Source organism: Marivivens sp. JLT3646, assembly GCF_001908835.1.
GTDB lineage: Bacteria > Pseudomonadota > Alphaproteobacteria > Rhodobacterales > Rhodobacteraceae > Marivivens > Marivivens geojensis.
The window spans coordinates 1,675,199-1,691,895 of sequence record NZ_CP018572.1 but is presented as its reverse complement, the minus strand read 5'-3'; the positions used below and the strand labels follow the sequence as shown (position 1 = coordinate 1,691,895).

17 protein-coding genes are annotated in these 16,697 nt (G+C 57.7%); 11 read left to right on the top strand and 6 right to left on the bottom strand.

What is annotated here, in order from left to right:
- Positions 1-8: 8 nt before the first annotated feature.
- The 7 genes from BSK21_RS08395 to BSK21_RS15895 all read left to right on the top strand — a co-directional run bounded on the left by BSK21_RS08395 (position 9) and on the right by BSK21_RS15895 (position 4,333).
- Positions 9-362, top strand: a complete 354-nt coding sequence (locus BSK21_RS08395; RefSeq protein ID WP_067546001.1) for a hypothetical protein — start codon at positions 9-11, stop codon at positions 360-362.
- Positions 363-384: 22 nt separating this feature from the next.
- Complete coding sequence (locus tag BSK21_RS08390) at positions 385-741, top strand: DUF6497 family protein (protein WP_231924679.1); 357 nt, start codon at positions 385-387, stop codon at positions 739-741.
- A 211-nt stretch (positions 742-952) separates the two neighbouring features.
- Positions 953-1,102 (top strand): hypothetical protein, encoded by a 150-nt coding sequence (locus BSK21_RS16035; protein ID WP_167668772.1) that lies wholly within the window; start codon positions 953-955, stop codon positions 1,100-1,102.
- 66 nt (positions 1,103-1,168) lie between these two features.
- Complete coding sequence (locus BSK21_RS08385) at positions 1,169-1,537, top strand: hypothetical protein (protein WP_067545998.1); 369 nt, start codon at positions 1,169-1,171, stop codon at positions 1,535-1,537.
- A gap of 325 nt (positions 1,538-1,862) precedes the next feature.
- Complete coding sequence (locus tag BSK21_RS08380; protein ID WP_067545995.1) at positions 1,863-2,066, top strand: hypothetical protein; 204 nt, start codon at positions 1,863-1,865, stop codon at positions 2,064-2,066.
- 93 nt (positions 2,067-2,159) lie between these two features.
- Positions 2,160-4,160, top strand: coding sequence for an acetyl/propionyl/methylcrotonyl-CoA carboxylase subunit alpha (locus BSK21_RS08375; RefSeq protein WP_067545992.1), 2,001 nt, complete (start codon positions 2,160-2,162; stop codon positions 4,158-4,160).
- The gene (locus BSK21_RS15895) at positions 4,160-4,333 is read left to right on the top strand and encodes a hypothetical protein (protein ID WP_156529502.1); all 174 of its coding nucleotides are present in this window, start codon (positions 4,160-4,162) and stop codon (positions 4,331-4,333) included. Before BSK21_RS08375 ends, BSK21_RS15895 begins: the two co-directional genes overlap by 1 nt.
- Here the strand turns inward: BSK21_RS15895 and BSK21_RS08370 are convergent.
- Positions 4,323-4,790 (bottom strand): DUF4174 domain-containing protein, encoded by a 468-nt coding sequence (locus BSK21_RS08370; RefSeq protein ID WP_067545989.1) that lies wholly within the window; start codon positions 4,788-4,790, stop codon positions 4,323-4,325. The two genes, BSK21_RS15895 and BSK21_RS08370, sit on opposite strands and share 11 nt — an antisense overlap.
- 102 nt (positions 4,791-4,892) lie before the next feature.
- On the opposite strand from BSK21_RS08370, the gene BSK21_RS08365 reads away from it, so the two are divergent.
- A complete protein-coding gene (locus tag BSK21_RS08365; protein WP_067545986.1) occupies positions 4,893-5,924 on the top strand; it encodes a hypothetical protein in 1,032 nt (343 codons plus the stop codon).
- Entirely contained in the window at positions 5,899-8,025 is a 2,127-nt protein-coding gene (gene scpA, locus BSK21_RS08360; RefSeq protein WP_067545983.1) for a methylmalonyl-CoA mutase, read from the top strand. Before BSK21_RS08365 ends, scpA begins: the two co-directional genes overlap by 26 nt.
- A gap of 48 nt (positions 8,026-8,073) precedes the next feature.
- Here the strand turns inward: scpA and nhaA are convergent, their stop codons facing one another.
- Complete coding sequence (gene nhaA / locus BSK21_RS08355; RefSeq protein WP_067545978.1) at positions 8,074-9,252, bottom strand: Na+/H+ antiporter NhaA; 1,179 nt, start codon at positions 9,250-9,252, stop codon at positions 8,074-8,076.
- A 134-nt stretch (positions 9,253-9,386) separates the two neighbouring features.
- Here nhaA and BSK21_RS08350 point away from each other — a divergent pair, with 134 nt between their 5' ends.
- On the top strand, positions 9,387-10,067 hold the full coding sequence (locus BSK21_RS08350; RefSeq protein WP_067545973.1) for a molecular chaperone DjiA: 681 nt from the start codon (positions 9,387-9,389) through the stop codon (positions 10,065-10,067).
- Positions 10,064-11,068, top strand: a complete 1,005-nt coding sequence (locus BSK21_RS08345) for an endonuclease/exonuclease/phosphatase family protein (protein WP_067545970.1) — start codon at positions 10,064-10,066, stop codon at positions 11,066-11,068. The genes BSK21_RS08350 and BSK21_RS08345 overlap by 4 nt, the downstream gene beginning before the upstream one ends.
- Here BSK21_RS08345 and BSK21_RS08340 read toward each other — a convergent pair.
- The 4 genes from BSK21_RS08340 to BSK21_RS08325 are packed head-to-tail and all read right to left on the bottom strand — an operon-like array spanning position 11,063 to position 16,667.
- Positions 11,063-12,616, bottom strand: a complete 1,554-nt coding sequence (locus tag BSK21_RS08340; protein WP_067545967.1) for a Ppx/GppA family phosphatase — start codon at positions 12,614-12,616, stop codon at positions 11,063-11,065. The two genes, BSK21_RS08345 and BSK21_RS08340, sit on opposite strands and share 6 nt — an antisense overlap.
- A 46-nt stretch (positions 12,617-12,662) precedes the next feature.
- Positions 12,663-14,831 carry an RNA degradosome polyphosphate kinase gene (locus BSK21_RS08335; RefSeq protein WP_067545964.1) on the bottom strand — a complete coding sequence of 723 codons (2,169 nt, stop codon included), beginning with the start codon at positions 14,829-14,831 and terminating at the stop codon, positions 12,663-12,665.
- A gap of 49 nt (positions 14,832-14,880) precedes the next feature.
- A complete protein-coding gene (locus BSK21_RS08330) occupies positions 14,881-15,546 on the bottom strand; it encodes a DnaA/Hda family protein (protein WP_067545961.1) in 666 nt (221 codons plus the stop codon).
- Positions 15,543-16,667: an AI-2E family transporter gene (locus BSK21_RS08325; RefSeq protein WP_067545958.1), complete on the bottom strand. Its 1,125-nt coding sequence runs from the start codon at positions 16,665-16,667 to the stop codon at positions 15,543-15,545. Before BSK21_RS08325 ends, BSK21_RS08330 begins: the two co-directional genes overlap by 4 nt.
- Positions 16,668-16,697: the final 30 nt, after the last annotated feature.

The following is a 16,697-nucleotide window of genomic DNA, read 5'->3' as shown; positions in this document are numbered from 1 at the left end:
TAGGGGATATGGCGCAAAGCCGCTGGCATACGATCCGCAACGAGGGTGTGGTTACTCACACCCGCCGCCTGCCTGCACATTTCGATGTATCGGCAGAGACGACGTTCCCGTTGCTGAGACGAGGCCGGCTTGCCACTCAAATCCGTCAGGATTTGTGGCGCGCGCTGAAAGGGCTTCGCGGCTTTTCCCCGGTTGTCGAGGTCCGCACACAAGAGGGAGGACTTGTTGTGCGGGCCGGAGGATCGGTGGCGGGACCGTTTCCTGCCACCACCACTCAATCGGTCATTGCTGATCTGCTGGCCGATACGACGAAAAGAGCGCGCTGGGTGGCGCGGTCGCAAATCACTCAGTCGGAGGTGTGATCCGACCATGGGAGGGACACAGGTGATCATTGGTGCACTCATTCTAGCAGGGAACTTGGCTGTTCCAGCGGTAGCGGAAGACTTCGCTATGCCGTCTGGCCTGTCTGTGACCTTGCATGAGGTGATTGCCGAAGAGGGCCTGACGCGGTTCCGCTTTATCGCGCCTGCGATTGCCGACCTCGATTACGCTGATGTCTCCGCTGACATTGCGACGCTCTGCGAGACGGTCGCGATTCCCTCACTTGACGAGGGTGTAGAGCAGGTTGTGATCTCACTTTCGGCGGAAATTGTCCCGTTTGGAGAGACCGCACCCGAAATAACCCAGTTCTTTGACCCTTTCGTGATTGAAGACGGTCGCTGCATGTGGGAGCCATTCTGATGACTCCACAATATCTTGCGAGGCTCGAACTCATCATGACCCGAATTGATGCAGGCCCGACACAGGGCGCAAATCTGCATGGCTCCCGATATGCTGGAAACGGCATTTCTGCTATCCTGACAGCAGGTTACCAAATGGTAGCCCGTAACAAGTTAGGGGAAAGCCGGAACAAATACCGGACAAACCCCATAGGCAGTGTCTGGAGCATATCATGTCTCATTCCATCAAAGCGCTCTGTGCGCTTGGATTACTCGTTGTCGTCGCAGCCTGTTCTGCCCGCCAACACCCCACTGAAACCGTCTATGTTGAGCCAGCACCGCTCTCAACAGAGCCTGTTTTCACCGGCAAATACGGCAACTAATGCGCAAACGGGACAGTCCCACGGGGCTGTCCTGACCCTCGCGCCCGTCGTTGGAGGGCGCGTGTGATGCTGAAACATCGTGGTTTCCCAGGTCGTTTCCCTGGTTCGGAATTCCAATTTGTTATTCGCCGTGCCAACCCGCGTGGCGTGACCCCTCTGACCCGCCGCGAACGTTTCCGTGACCGTAAGGCCATGGATAAACGCGTGGACGAGGCGTTTATGGCTGCCCTCTGGCACCACTTCGGCGACCAACCGTTTGAGCGCGGCAATCTGGATGCTGGCCGTCTGAGCTGGCTCTTTGGCCGCGAGGTCGTCGCTGCATATCCCGAAGACTTTGATCCAGAGAGCTATGACGCCGTTCTGCGTATCGACGTCGATAAGGCGATGGTCAGTTTCCCAGCGGTCTTTGACCCTGACAGCGATTTCTTTGAGTGAGGGTGCTGGGTTAGATGACACGGATCGGCACGATTTTGCCCATGAAGGCAGCGATTTGGCAGGAAACAGCCCATGCGGCTGCCCTGACAAATTTCGCCTTTGGCTCTGGCGAAACTTCGTGCCACGCTGCCTGTGTTGAGGACGTAACCAGCAGGTCGTCCAAGGCAAGCAGTCAAGACTGTTACCCTTCCCCTTGTCGGTCCGGCTTTCCCCAGACCGGATCGACTTCGGGAGAGGACCGTCTCGACCTATTTCTTACTTTGGCCTCGCCGCGCATTGCTCGTGGTCTTTTGGCGCAGAATAAAAACGAAAAGGGCAGTCACTCATGGTCAACAAAATTTGGATCGTCGCATTCGTCGCATTTGCAGGTCTCTCGGCCTGCCTTGATACCGACCTCGAACGTGGGCTTGCCGGCGCTGCCGCTGGTGCGATCACGGCAGATGCGCTCGGTGTCGATCCGGTCATTGGCGCAGCAGCGGGCGGCCTCGCTGGCGCAACCTGCGACAGCTACGCCTCGGCCTGCCGCTAACCCATTCTGCCCTTCGGGGCGTCTAAACCACCTGAACCGCCGTGGGGTGCATTGCGCCCCCACGGCGGTTTTGCATTCAAAGGACCCCAGCACATGTTCAAGAAGATCCTGATCGCCAACCGTGGCGAGATCGCATGCCGTGTCATTAAGACCGCCCGCAAGATGGGCATCAAAACGGTTGCTGTCTATTCGGACGCTGACCGTCACGCCCTGCATGTGCAGATGGCGGACGAAGCCTACCACATCGGCCCGCCGCCCGCGAACCAGTCCTACATCGTGATCGACAAGATCATGGAAGCGATCAAGGCAACGGGCGCCGAAGCGGTTCACCCGGGCTATGGCTTCCTCTCTGAGAACTCGAAATTCGCCGAGGCCCTGTCGGCGGCTGGCGTTGCGTTCATTGGACCGCCGGTTGGCGCCATCGAAGCAATGGGCGACAAGATCACCTCGAAAAAGATCGCTCAGGACGCTCAGGTGAACACTGTTCCCGGTTACATGGGTCTGATCGAAGACGCCGAAGAGGCCGTCAAAATCTCGAACCAGATCGGTTATCCGGTCATGATCAAAGCCTCCGCTGGTGGCGGTGGTAAGGGTATGCGCATCGCGTGGAACGACACCGAAGCCCGCGAAGGGTTCGAGTCCTCAAAGAACGAAGCGGCAAACTCTTTCGGCGACGACCGTATCTTTATCGAGAAATTCGTCACGCAGCCGCGTCACATCGAAATTCAGGTTCTCGCTGACAGCCACGGCAACGCCGTATACCTGCACGAACGTGAGTGTTCGATCCAGCGTCGTAACCAGAAGGTGGTCGAAGAGGCTCCGTCGCCGTTCCTCGATGAGGAAACCCGCAAGGCGATGGGCGAACAGTCGGTCGCGCTGGCCAAGGCTGTGGGCTACGCATCCGCGGGTACTGTGGAATTCATCGTCGATGGCGAACGGAACTTCTACTTCCTCGAAATGAACACCCGTCTGCAGGTGGAACACCCTGTGACAGAGCTGATCACGGGCATCGACCTTGTTGAACAGATGATCCGTGTGGCTGCTGGTGAAAAGCTGCCGTTCGAACAGAAAGACCTGAAAATCAACGGTTGGGCGATTGAGAACCGTCTTTATGCAGAAGACCCATATCGCAACTTCCTGCCGTCGATTGGTCGCTTGACCCGCTACCGCCCGCCGGTGGAAGGCCAAACCAACACTGGTGGCATCGTGCGTAACGATACCGGCGTCTACGAAGGCGGCGAGATCAGCATGTATTACGACCCGATGATCGCGAAACTCTGCACATGGGGTGAAACCCGTGCGGCTGCGATCGAAGAGATGCGCGTTGCTCTCGACACATTCGAGGTCGAAGGCATCGGTCACAACCTGCCGTTCGTTGCGGCTGTGATGGACCACGAGCGTTTCACCTCGGGCAACATGACCACCGCGTTCATCGCCGAAGAATACCCCGAAGGTTTCGACGGTGTGACCCTGCCGAAAGATGCGCTGGTTAAGGTTGCTGCGGCTGCCTCTGCGATGAACCGCGTGGCCGAAATCCGTCGGACCCAAGTGTCGGGCCGTCTGGGTAACCACGAACGTCGCGTTGGCACTGATTGGGTTGTGTCGCTACAGGGCGAAGATTTTGCGACCACAATCGCGGCAGACCGCGATGGGTCGAACGTCACCATCGACGGCACTGTGCTGCGGGTCGAGAGCGACTGGACACCGGGTGACAGCCTTGCGCGTCTGAGCGTTGGTGGCGAACCGCTGGTTCTGAAGGTCGATAAGATCACCCACGGCTTCCGCATTCGTTTCCGCGGTGCAGACATCAAAGTTCACGTACGCACCCCGCGTCAGGCTGAACTCGCGAAACTGATGCCTGAGAAACTGCCGCCAGATACCTCGAAACTGCTGCTCTGCCCGATGCCGGGTCTGATCGTTAAGGTCAACGTGGCCGAAGGGGACGAAGTCCAAGAGGGTCAAGCGCTCTGCACTGTTGAAGCGATGAAGATGGAAAACATCCTCCGCGCTGAACGCAAGGGCATCGTCAAAGCGGTGAAAGCAGCGGCTGGCGATAGCATGGCCGTCGACGAAGTCATCATTGAGTTCGAATAATGATGCGCGACGCTCAAACAGTTCTTACGCAGATGGCGGCCTTTGTGGTCGCCTATGCGGGCTGGTGGGCGGTTGTGCTGCATGGGGGCGGCGATGTCGCCCCTGTGATCGCCCTTGGGGCACCTGCATTGGCAGTTGGGCTTTATGCCCTAGTTGAGGGGATTATTGCGTGATGCGCCGCGCGTTGATCTCTTGCTGGCGGAGAGGGGATTTATCAATCGACCTCCCGATTTCGCGCATGTCCCAAGGGGCAGGTTTGCGGAACGCAACTGTGCCGTCCTTGTCGATCAACACAAGCATGAAACCATGTGGTCGCAGCCGCTCGCGTAACGCGGTCTCAGAAGCGGGGTCGGTGTCTGTGATGACGATGACATCGCGTTCGACGAGCGCAGGGATGTCCGCGCCAAGATTGTCCATCTGTTCGATGTATCGCGGATCAAAGGGTGTGTCGGCAAAGACAACGATGGCCCGCGCGCGCCACAGAAAATCGTTCAAATTTATCTCTGATGCGTCGACAAATTGGTCGGGCGCGGCAATCCAATCGTCAGGCGTGACGGACTGCGCTGCGGCAGGAATGCCTGCCAAAGTCATGAATATGAACGTAAAACTGGCGCGAAGAATTGGTTTCATACCTCTCAATATAGGGTGTGAAATTCAGGTTTCTAAGGGGGCAGACGCCCTCGGTGCGAACAATTTTAGCATTAAGCCTCTGGTGAGATTGGGGGACGCAGCATGATCGCTATCGTCCATCCCGCGCACCAACGCGCGGCCCAACGCCGAAAAGGTGATCGCGCCGTGGAAATCTGTCTTCATTTGGGGGCCCATCGTACGGGCACAACATCGTTCCAATGTCATGTCCAACGTCATCGCGGGACACTGTCCCACGGTGGTACTGCCGTTTGGACACCGAAACAAACGCGGGCAGGGCTGTTCGATGGTTTGGTTCATCGTCCCGACCGCGTGACGGCTGAGATCGCACGCCGCTCTGAACGGTCCCGCGTTGCCATTCGCCGCGAGGTCGGACGTTTGACCGAAGCTGGCTATGACCGCCTGATGATCACCGAAGAGAACCTCCTCGGGTCGGCCCGCAATAACCTGCGTGATGGTGCACTCTATTCCGATGTCCTCGAACGGTTGTTGCGGTTTCGTGCGGCACTGGCTGTGCCCGTTGCCCGTATCGCGATCAGCCTTCGTAGCTACGACAGCTATTGGGCCTCTGTCCTCGCCTATGCGGTGATGAACGGCCATTCGATGCCGCAGACCGATCTGATCTGCCGTCTGGCGTCTCAGTCGCGCACTTGGGGTGATGTGATCCGCGATGTCGCACGGGTGTTCCCGCAGACTGACATCGTTGTGTTCCCGTTTGAGGCGATGGTCAGCCATCCCGACGCGGAACTGTCGCATTTAATCGGCCAGCGCGTTTCGCTGTCTGAGGCAGACGATTGGCGCAACCCATCTCCGCGCCTGCGCAAACTGCGCGAGGAACTGGTGAACCGTGGCGACCTCGACGGGGCGATCCGATTGGGGCAGGGCAGCGGCGCTTGGATGCCGTTTGATGCCGATCAACGCGCCGCGATGCAACGCACATATGCTGACGATCTGACGGAGTTGCGCGAGGGCGCAATCGCACAGGCGCGGCTTATCGAAATACCAACCCAGCATGGGTTGGACACGACCCATTCAAGACAGACAGAAGTGACCAACGCCTATTGGCGTTCGGCAATCGGAGGACCCGATCATGGCAGACAAAGATACCTGGTCTAAGCTCGCGCAGAAAGAACTGCGCGATCGCCCACTAGATGACCTGAACTGGACCACGCTCGAAGGCATCACGGTCAAACCTCTTTATACCCAAGAGGACACCGCAGATCTGCCGCACCTCGGCTCACTGCCCGGTATCGAACCGTTCACCCGTGGCCCTCGTGCAACCATGTATGCAGGCCGTCCGTGGACCATCCGCCAATACGCGGGTTTCTCGACCGCTGAGGAATCGAACGCGTTCTACCGCAAGGCTCTCGCTGCGGGTCAGCAGGGCGTGTCGGTGGCGTTCGATCTCGCGACGCACCGTGGCTATGACTCGGATCACCCGCGCGTTGTCGGCGATGTGGGCAAGGCTGGCGTTGCCATTGACAGCGTTGAGGACATGAAGATCCTTTTTGATGGCATCCCGCTGGATAAAGTCTCTGTGTCGATGACCATGAACGGTGCCGTTATCCCCGTTTTGGCGAACTTTATCGTCACGGGTGAAGAGCAGGGCCATGATAAATCGGTTCTGTCGGGCACCATTCAGAACGACATTCTGAAAGAATTCATGGTGCGCAACACCTACATCTATCCCCCAGAGCCATCGATGCGGATCATTTCGGACATCATCGAATATACTTCGACCGAGATGCCAAAGTTCAACTCGATCTCGATCTCTGGCTACCACATGCAAGAGGCGGGCGCGAACCTTGTTCAGGAACTTGCCTACACGCTGGCTGATGGTCGTGAATATGTGCGCACCGCGATTGCGGCGGGCATGGATGTAGACCAGTTCGCACCGCGCCTGTCGTTCTTCTTTGCGATCGGTATGAACTTCTTCATGGAAGCCGCGAAACTGCGGGCTGCGCGTCTGCTTTGGACCCGCATCATGAAGGAATTCAACCCGCAGAAACCGGGTTCGCTGATGCTCCGCACACACTGCCAGACCTCTGGTGTGTCGCTCCAAGAGCAAGACCCGTATAACAACGTAGTCCGCACCGCATACGAGGCGATGGCGGCGGCACTGGGCGGCACGCAGTCGCTTCATACCAACGCGCTCGACGAAGCGATTGCACTGCCGACCGAATTCTCGGCTCGTATCGCGCGCAACACCCAGTTGATCCTCCAAGAGGAAACTGGCGTGACCAAGGTCGTCGATCCGCTCGCTGGTTCATATTACGTCGAAAGCCTTACCGCTCAGCTCGCCGAAGAGGCGTGGAAGCTCATCGAAGAGGTCGAGGAAATGGGCGGCATGACCAAGGCTGTGGCCTCGGGTATGCCTAAACTCCGCATCGAAGAGTCGGCTGCGAAACGTCAGGCGATGATCGACCGTGGCGACGAAGTGATCGTCGGCGTGAATAAATACCGCCTCGCCAAAGAAGACCCGATCGACATTCTGGACATCGACAACAACGCGGTGCGTGCATCGCAGGTTGCGCGTCTTGAAAAAATCCGTGGCACCCGTGATGAGGCCGCCTGTCAGGCTGCTTTGACCGAACTGACCCGCCGCGCAAAAGAGGGTGGAAACCTTCTCGCTGCTGCGGTCGAAGCCGCACGCGCCCGTGCATCCGTAGGGGAGATCAGCATGGCTATGGAAAAAGAATTCGGTCGTCACCGCGCCGAAGTAAAGACGCTCGCCGGTGTTTATGGCGCAGCGTACGAAGGCGACGAAGGCTTTGCCGCTATTCAGAAATCGGTCGAACAATTCGCCGAAGAAGAAGGCCGTCGCCCGCGTATGCTCGTCGTGAAAATGGGTCAGGACGGTCACGACCGTGGCGCCAAGGTCATCGCGACCGCCTTTGCGGACATTGGTTTTGACGTGGATGTAGGCCCGCTGTTCCAAACCCCTGCCGAGGCTGCACAGGACGCGATCGACAACGACGTGCACGTGATCGGGATTTCGTCGCAGGCTGCAGGTCACAAGACCCTCGCACCGCAGTTGATTGAGGAACTCAAGGCCGCTGGTGCCGAAGATATCATCGTGATCTGCGGCGGCGTTATCCCGCAGCAGGACTACGACTACCTCTACAAAGCTGGTGTTAAGGCGATCTTTGGTCCGGGGACAAACATCCCCAAAGCTGCCGAAGATATCCTGCAGATCATCCGCGACGTCCGCGGCTAAGATCAGCGATCAGACTGAAAAAAGGGGGCCGCGAGGCCCCCTTTTGCGTTAGGCTTTTTCGGCCTCTGGATTGCCTGCGTTGCGCAGCACCAGATAACCCGTGATCGCCGAGAGGATCGAACCGAGCAGAACGCCGATCCGGACCTCGTTCATCAGGACGCCACCTTCGCCAAAGCTCAGGCCACCGATAAAGAGCGACATGGTAAACCCGATGCCCGCAAGGCAGCTGACACCGTAGATATGCCGCCAGTTGACGCCGTAGGGTAGTTTAGCGATGCCAGATTTCACCATCAGCCACGTCAGGCCAAACACACCGATCTTCTTACCCAGATAGAGGCCGAGCGCGATGCCGATAGGAAGCGGCGCGAACATCTGGTCAATCGTGATCCCTTTGAGGACAACACCAGCGTTCGCAAAGGCAAAGATCGGCACGATCAGGAAAAACACATAGTCCGACAAGCCATGTTCGACCGAATGCAGCGGCGATTTTCCGTACTTATCTTTGAGCGGGATAAAGAACGCGGTAATCACGCCAGCCAGCGTCGCATGCACGCCCGATTTCAGAACGAAGAACCACAGGATGATGCCCAGCAGGACCGACGGTGCAACGCGGTGGAAGCCCATGTAGTTGCGGAACCACAGACCCGCGAGCGGGATCAGCGCCAGCCAGAGGTAGTCGATTTTCAAGTCCGCCGTGTAGAACAACGCGATGATGATAATCGCACCAAGGTCATCGAGGATAGCGAGCGTCAGCAGGAACACCTTGAGCGCGGACGGCACCCGCGTGCCCAAAAGCGCAAGCACGCCGACCGCAAAGGCAATGTCGGTGGCCGCAGGGATTGCCCAGCCACGGATGGTTTCAGGATTGCCCCAGTTGATTGCCGCATAGATCGCCGCAGGCACAACCATGCCGCCGACCGCCGCCATCCCTGGCAGGATCACGTCGCGTGGGTTTTTCAGCTTGCCCTCTAACATCTCGCGCTTCAGCTCTAGCCCGATCAGGAAGAAGAATACCGCCATCAAACCGTCGTTGATCCAAAGGATCAGCGGTTTTTGCAGCCCCTCACCGTCAAAGGTGATGGCGAAATATGTATTGAGAACACCGTGGTAGAGGTCCGTTAATCCAGAATTGGCGACGATAAGCGCCAAGGCTGCGGACAGCATGAGAACGATCCCTCCCGCCGCTTCATGGCGGAAAAAGCGATCGAGGGCAGAGGCAAGAGACATGGTAATTCCCGACAATTATAGTTAATTTAAGGTCAAGTAAGCACTCAGGCGCTTGCATCAACCAGTTGAACACGGTTTGTCTGTGCATAATTGCAGGTGACTTTGTCGATTCTAGCACAACGGGAAACCCGTCGATGTCGATCTGGACACGTATCGCTGATGCTCTGGCCGCTCTTCGCAAGGGCGAGGGGTTGGCGGCTGTGTTTGAACAATTCCGCACGCCGCCCGAACGGTCGGTAGCCTTTACCATCGCGGTGATTGCCTTGGGCGCCAAAATGGCCAAGGCCGATGGACTCGTGACCCGTGACGAGGTGGCCGCATTCCGCGAGGTGTTCACCATCGCGCCCGAGGACGAGGCGCAAGCGGCAAAGCTATTTAACCTTGCCCGACAAGACGTTGCAGGGTTTGAGGACTATGCTGCTCGCGTCGCAAAGATGTTCGGTGATGATCGCGCACCGCTCTGCGACCTTATGGAAGGTTTGTTCCATATCGCGATGGCCGATGGCGAATATCACGAAGCCGAGGATGCGTTTTTGCAGCGTGTGGCAGAGATCCTTGGGTTTGATGACCGTCGGTTTCGCACCATCCGCGCGCAGTTCGTGCCCGATGCAGAGCGTGATCCCTATGACGTGCTGGGCGTTTCGCCTGATATGCCACTCGACGACATTCGCAAGGTCTGGCGCGATGCCGTGCGCGAAAGCCATCCTGACCGTCTGATGGCGCGGGGCCTCCCCGAAGAGGCGATCAAACTCGCCGAAGCGCGTCTCATCGCCGTGAATACCGCGTGGGATCAGATCAACGGCAAAGCCGCATGAGGATAGCCACCTACAACGTCGAATGGTTTACCAACCTGTTTGATGATGAAGGGCGGCTTTTGCACGATCAGCGTTGGTCGGGACGATTGAATGTGAAACGGGGCGAACAGCTCGATGCCTTGGGGATCGTGTTCACTGCGCTAGACGCCGATGCCGTGATGGTGATTGAGGCCCCAGACGACAATCGTCGACGCAGCGGAGTGATCGCCCTCCAGAACTTTGCCGTCGAATATGGGTTACGGGCGCGAAAGGCACTGATCGGGTTTTCGAACGACACCCAGCAAGAGATCACTCTGCTCTATGATCCTGATGTGTTTGAGGCGCGGCACGATCCGTTATCTCATCCCGACGCCCCGAGGTTCGATGCGGCGTTTGAGATTGATCTGGACGTCGATGCCGATCTCGATCTCGTGCAATGGTCCAAGCCCCCGAACGAGGTCGCATTGCGGACTAAGGCGGGGCACGAGTTGCGGCTGATCGGCGTTCATGCGAAATCAAAAGCGCCTCACGGAGCCCGCAATATCCACGAACAAATGCGGATTGCGATTGAGAACAGGCGCAAGCAATTGGCTCAATGTCTCTGGCTGCGGCGTCGGATTGATCACCATTTGGCGCAGGGCGATAACTTAATCGTGCTGGGCGATTTCAACGACGGACCTGGGCTGGACGAATATGAAAAACTCTTTGGTCGGTCGAGTATTGAGATCGTTATAGGCGAAGGTGATCAGCCACGCCTGTTTGATCCCCACGCGCGGGCAGCGCTTACGCAAAAACTAGGCGCTGTGCCGACGACTTCGCGGTTTCGGATGGGTGGGGATGACAACTACCTCTGTGCTTTGCTCGACTATGTCATGGTGTCGCCAGAGTTACTGGACCATAGCCCGCGGTGGCGGATTTGGCATCCGTTCGATAACCCTGTCTGCTACGGCACGCCAGAACTGCGCGAGGCCTTATTGACCGCGTCTGACCATTTCCCCGTGACGATCGACCTTAATTTATGACGTTTTGGGCAGGATGCGGACGGTTGCAGACACCGCGTCCATCGCCTTGGCTAGAGAGTTATAACGGGCCTCAGAAACCTCACCCCAGAGCGGCTCTGTCTCTGCGTTCAGCACCAGTTCCAATTCGCGCTTCTTGGGCTTCCAAATAAACTGTCCCGGATTTCCCTCGGCCTTGAGCCACAGCATTGCGCCCAAGCGCATCGCGCGACCTAGGATCTCTGCCTCACGGATTTGCTGTTCATCGAGCAGGGCAAATAGAGGTTCCAGACGCGAACCCTGACGTTTGCTGGAATAGCGATGGAACAGCGAGAGGCCGAGTAACACCCGTTCTTCGTGTTTCAGCCCGCCCAAATTAGCGCGCGTCGCGTTATCGAATGCCACCTCATCTCGGTAATCAGGGTGGGCGCGCCATGTCACATCGTGCAACAGACAGGCGGCTTTGATGATGCGCAATTTCTGCCAATTTGCATTGGGGAACAGCGGCGTCACGAAATCATAGAGAACTTTACCAAATCCGGGCAAACGCGCGTCTTTTGATTCCGCATAACGACTGGCTTCAATCAACGGATCGCGGTCGCGTAGCTCTTGGGGCATCTGTTCGTACAAAAGACCCTCGCGGATACCATAGGACGACACAGCGATATCTTTGGGGCGGAAGGTTTTTACCAGTTCCTTGAGCACGTGGATCGCGATAGGCACCAGCGCCATACGCTCGGACGAAATACCACAACGGCTGCGCAGGTCGTCGAGGTTTGCAGAGCCAATGTAATCCGCCGTCGTGGAGACGTTGCGGGCGGTCATTCGGTATTCATGTTGAACGGTCAGGGGATAGCCGCGCCGCTCCATGTCGATGCGCGCAATCGCACGCCATGAGCCGCCGACCAGAAACAGGCGCATCCCTGTCTCATAGTCCATCTCGGCATGCATACCCTGCATGATCTCTTTGACATGGGCCTTTAGGTCGCGTTTCGACGTGAACCCCTTGAGCCGCAGCGGACCGAGGGGCGACGTGAGGCGGTGGCCAACCTTGCCATCTTTGATATCCGCCAACTCCATTGACGAGCCGCCAATATCACAGACCATCCCGAAACTGCCCGGCCACCCTAGAAGAACGCCTTGCGCTGACAGGCGGGCCTCTTCGCGACCATCGATGATGTGCAGCTTGACGCCTGCTTTTTCCAGTACTTCGCGACTGAATTCATCGCCATCTTCGGCTTCGCGCACGGCAGCCGTGGCAACGGCGGTCAAGGGTGCATCCATGCTTTCGGCAAGAGCGGCAAAGCGTCGGATCGCGGCGAGCGCACGGGCGCGGCCTGTCGGGTTCAACCGTCCCGTTTCACGAAGTCCAGCACCGAGAGCGCACATAACCTTTTCGTTGTAGAAATAGGCAGGGCTACGGGCAGCGCCGTCAAAGACCACCATACGAACAGAGTTAGAGCCAACGTCCAACACGCCGACACGCGCGAGCGCTTTGGCTTGAGGATCGTCAAACAAAGGCCGCCCAAAGGGGCCCCAGTCGGTGTCGTCTGTCTGGGTCGTGGTCGTCATGGATTCTCCGGTCCTCCCCGACCTTTGGACGGGGAGGGGGGCGGTGTCAATCTTCGGTGTGCGTTAGTTGCACGACACCCGTGGCCCCAGCCGATCCGCGACCAGACAGCGACGGGTTCTCCATAAAGAACTTATGGCAGCTAAAGGCGAATCTATCCTCGGGCACGGCGACCCGCGTAAATTTACCATCCGGTCCCATGATCCAGCTCTGCGCGATGTCCGCCATGTTGGCCGACATGATCTGATCGACGATCTGCGCTTTGACGGTTGGGTTCTTGGCTTCGACCAGTGTCTCAACACGACGGTTGAGGTTACGCCCCATCCAATCCGCAGACGAGAAAAATACCCGTGCCTCTTTGCCCGGAAGCCCGCCGCCATTGCCAAAACAGACGATGCGTGAATGTTCGAGGAACCGACCGACGATGGATTTGACGCGGATGTTTTCCGACAGTCCTTTGATACCTGGACGAATGCCGCAGATGCCACGCACGACGAGGCTGATCTTCACCCCCTCTTGGCTTGCGCGGTAAAGCGCGTTCATAACGTCTTCTTCGATGAGGCTGTTCATCTTGGCCCAGATCGCAGCAGGGCGGCCCGCGCGGGCATGTTCGATCTCTAGGTCGATCATTTCGATGAGGCGCTGCTTGAGACCCATCGGCGCAATCGTCAGGTTCTCTAGCCCGTCTGGCTGCACATAGCCTGACAGGTAATTGAACACCTTGGTCGCGTCCCGACCCAAGGCCGCATCGCAGGTAAAGAACGACAGATCGGTGTAAATCTTTGCGGTGATCGGGTGATAGTTGCCCGTACCGTAGTGGGTATAGGTGACCAGTTGATCCCCCTCACGACGCACCACTGTCGAAATTTTCGCGTGTGTTTTCAGTGTGGTAAAACCATACACAACATGCGCACCAGCCCGTTCCAAACGGCGTGACTGGCGAATGTTCGCAGCCTCGTCAAAGCGGGCCTTGAGTTCGACCAGCGCTGTGACGGATTTGCCGTCCTCTGCCGCCTCGCAAAGCGCCTCAACAATTGGGGAGTTCTTGGACGTGCGGTACAGCGTCTGTTTGATCGCGACCACATTCGGGTCGGCAGCGGCTTGTTTCAGGAACCGCACCACCATGTCGAAGGTTTCGTAGGGGTGGTGCAGCAGCATGTCCTTTTGTTTGATTGACTTGAACATGTCACCGCCGTGGTCCTGAACCCGTTCGGGAACGCGTGGCGTGTATGGCGACCACAAGAGGTCGGGACGGCTGTCGAGGACTAGCTGTTTGAGGTCGGCCATACCGAGCATACCGTCCACGATCACCACCTCGGATTCGTCGACGTGAAGTTCGTGCATGATCATGTTGCGCAGCCCGTCGGGCGCGCCCGCGGTCATCTTCATTCGAACGACCTCGCCGCGGCGACGGCGTTTGAGGGCGACCTCAAATTCGCGCACCAGATCTTCGGCTTCTTCTTCGACTTCAAGGTCGCTGTCACGAAGCACGCGGAACGCACAGTCGCCTTTGACCTTATAGCCTGGGAAAAGGCGGTGAATATGCAACAGCAGTAGTTCTTCGAGCGGCAGGAACCGATCCCCGTCAACCGTCGGCAGCGCGATAAAGCGGTCGATTTGATGCGGTACAGGCAAGAGTGCCCGCATGGACCGTTTGTCTGCTGTCCGTTCCAGCTGCAGCGCCAGCGCAAAGCCCGTGTTGGGGATGAACGGGAAGGGGTGCGCGGGGTCAACGGCTAGTGGAGAAAGCACAGGGAACACGTTGTTCAGGAACACATTTTCCAGAAACTCTGCGTCACCTTCGATCAGGTCAGTTCGCGACAGGATATGGATTTTCTCTTGGGCCAGTTCGCCTTTGAGCGCGTTGAACGTCGACTGTTGGCGCATCATCAGATCGCGGGCGTCCGCGTTGATCAGCGCGAGTTGTTCGACAGGTGTCAGACCGTCCAGCGCAGGGGTCATGTTGCCCGCATGCGCGAGTTCCCGCAGACCCGCCACGCGCACGGTATAAAACTCGTCGAGGTTGGTTGCCGAAATGGACAAGAACCGCAGGCGTTCCAACAGCGGAACACGCAGGTTTTCGGCCTCTTCCAAAACACGCCAGTTGAAGCCAAGCCAGCTTAACTCTCGGTTATAGAAACGCGATGGGCTGGTGAGGTCAAAATCGGCCTCAACGGCTTCGGGGAACTTTGCGGTCAGAAAATTTGCGAGTGTCATGGCGGCCTTATGCTGCGCAATTGCAACGATTATGTGACCATTATCGCGCCTATTCTGATGGATTGTCCAGCAGCCTACCAGCTAGTTTAATTCCAATCGGTTGCCCCGTCGCAAGAGCCTCTTTGTCGAGGGCAGAAACGATGTCGTCAGCGGCAGAAAACGACCGTTCAATCCGACCCGCGAGGTATGAGATCAGCGCCGGTTTCGGGGTCAGTTGGCGATCGGCAAAATGCTTCATCAACACGGCGCTCAGCAGACGATCATCGGGGTCCGCGATGTGGACGGTGGGTGCTGCTTGCATACGGCTAGCAAGGTCGGGGAGGGAGATGCTCCAACGGCTCGGCGGTGTTGTCGCGGTCAGCAGCAGGGGTAACCGCTGCGCGCGCAGGTGATTGTGCAGGTGAAACAGAGGTTCTTCGGACTGGGGAGGCAGGGCCTCCATGTCCTCAACAACTATCGGGCACGAGGGTAGGTCGAGCGTCGCGCCAATGTCCCCAGCCTTCCAAACCGTGGCACCTGTGAGGTGCTGAAACACCCGCGAAAGGTGGCTTTTGCCGCTTCCCTTAGGGCCGATCAGGGCAAGCTTGCCATCGGCCCAGCCGTCAGGGTTCGTGACCATAACATAGGCGTGGGCATTGGCCTCTGACACGAAATAGTCGTCAGGGCCCAACGCCACGTTAGGGGGCAGATCAAAGGACAGTTGGCGTGGGGTCATTCAGTATCGCTAAAGCCCCGATAGAGGCGTCCATTTTTGTAGCTTCGGATGGCGTGACGAGCCACAACGCCGATGACCGCAGCCACCGGCACTGCGACGAGCATCCCGACGAAACCGAACAATGTACCGAAGACCGACAGCGCAAAGATCAGCCAAACAGGGTGCAAGCCGACTGAGCTCCCGACGAGTTTCGGCGTTAGGAAGTTCCCCTCAAGGAACTGGCCGACGCCAAAGATCACAGCGACAATTCCGATCCGCAGCCAATCGGTGGCAAATGTCGTGGTCGCGCCGTCGATCACTTCAACGCTATTCCAGAACTGAAACAGCGCGAGGCCGATCGACAAAAGGCCACCGACCAGAGCGCCGACGTAAGGGATAAAAGTCAAAAGCCCCGCAATCGCACCTGCGACGAGGCCAAACTGAAGGCCCACGACCATGAGGCCTACTGCGTAGAAAATGCCGAGGATCAGGCAGACGGTGCCTTGCCCACGGATGAAAGAAGCAAGCGTTTTGTCGATCTCGGTCGCGATGCCGCGGATTTGGCTCAAATGATCGCGCGGCAAAAGGCTGTCGATCTGGGCCACCATATTGTCCCAATCATAGAGCAAATAGACCGCCACAACGGGCACGACGACCAAGAGGACGATTACGTTGATGAGGCTCATCGCTGAAGAGAGCACACCATTCAGGAAATCGCCGCCTTTGCTCTGCACGGTGGCGGCCACGTTTTTGAGGCTGCCGGACAAGGTGATGTCATTCTGCGCGAGGGCAGGGAAGGTATCGGTCAGCCATTTGTCGAGGTCACGCAGAACTGTGGGGGCAGTATCGACCGATGTACCAATGAAATTAAAGAGCGACGCGGTTTGTTGGATCAGCACGGGTATGATCAAGAGAGCCGCGATGACAAAGAGGATCGTTGCGCCGATACTAATCACCCCGACAGAGGCCGCGCGGCTAAAGCCCGCCCGCTCCAACCGATCCGCAACGGGGTCGAGCATGTAGGCGACCGCGCCGCCTAAAACGAAGGGCAGGATCACGTTGCCGAGAAAATAGAGCAAAAACACCAAAATAGCTGTGGCGATGCCCCAGTATTTCACCTGTTCTTTGACTGGAAGTCCCATGCCACGCCCCTCATCCACGCTACCGTCTAT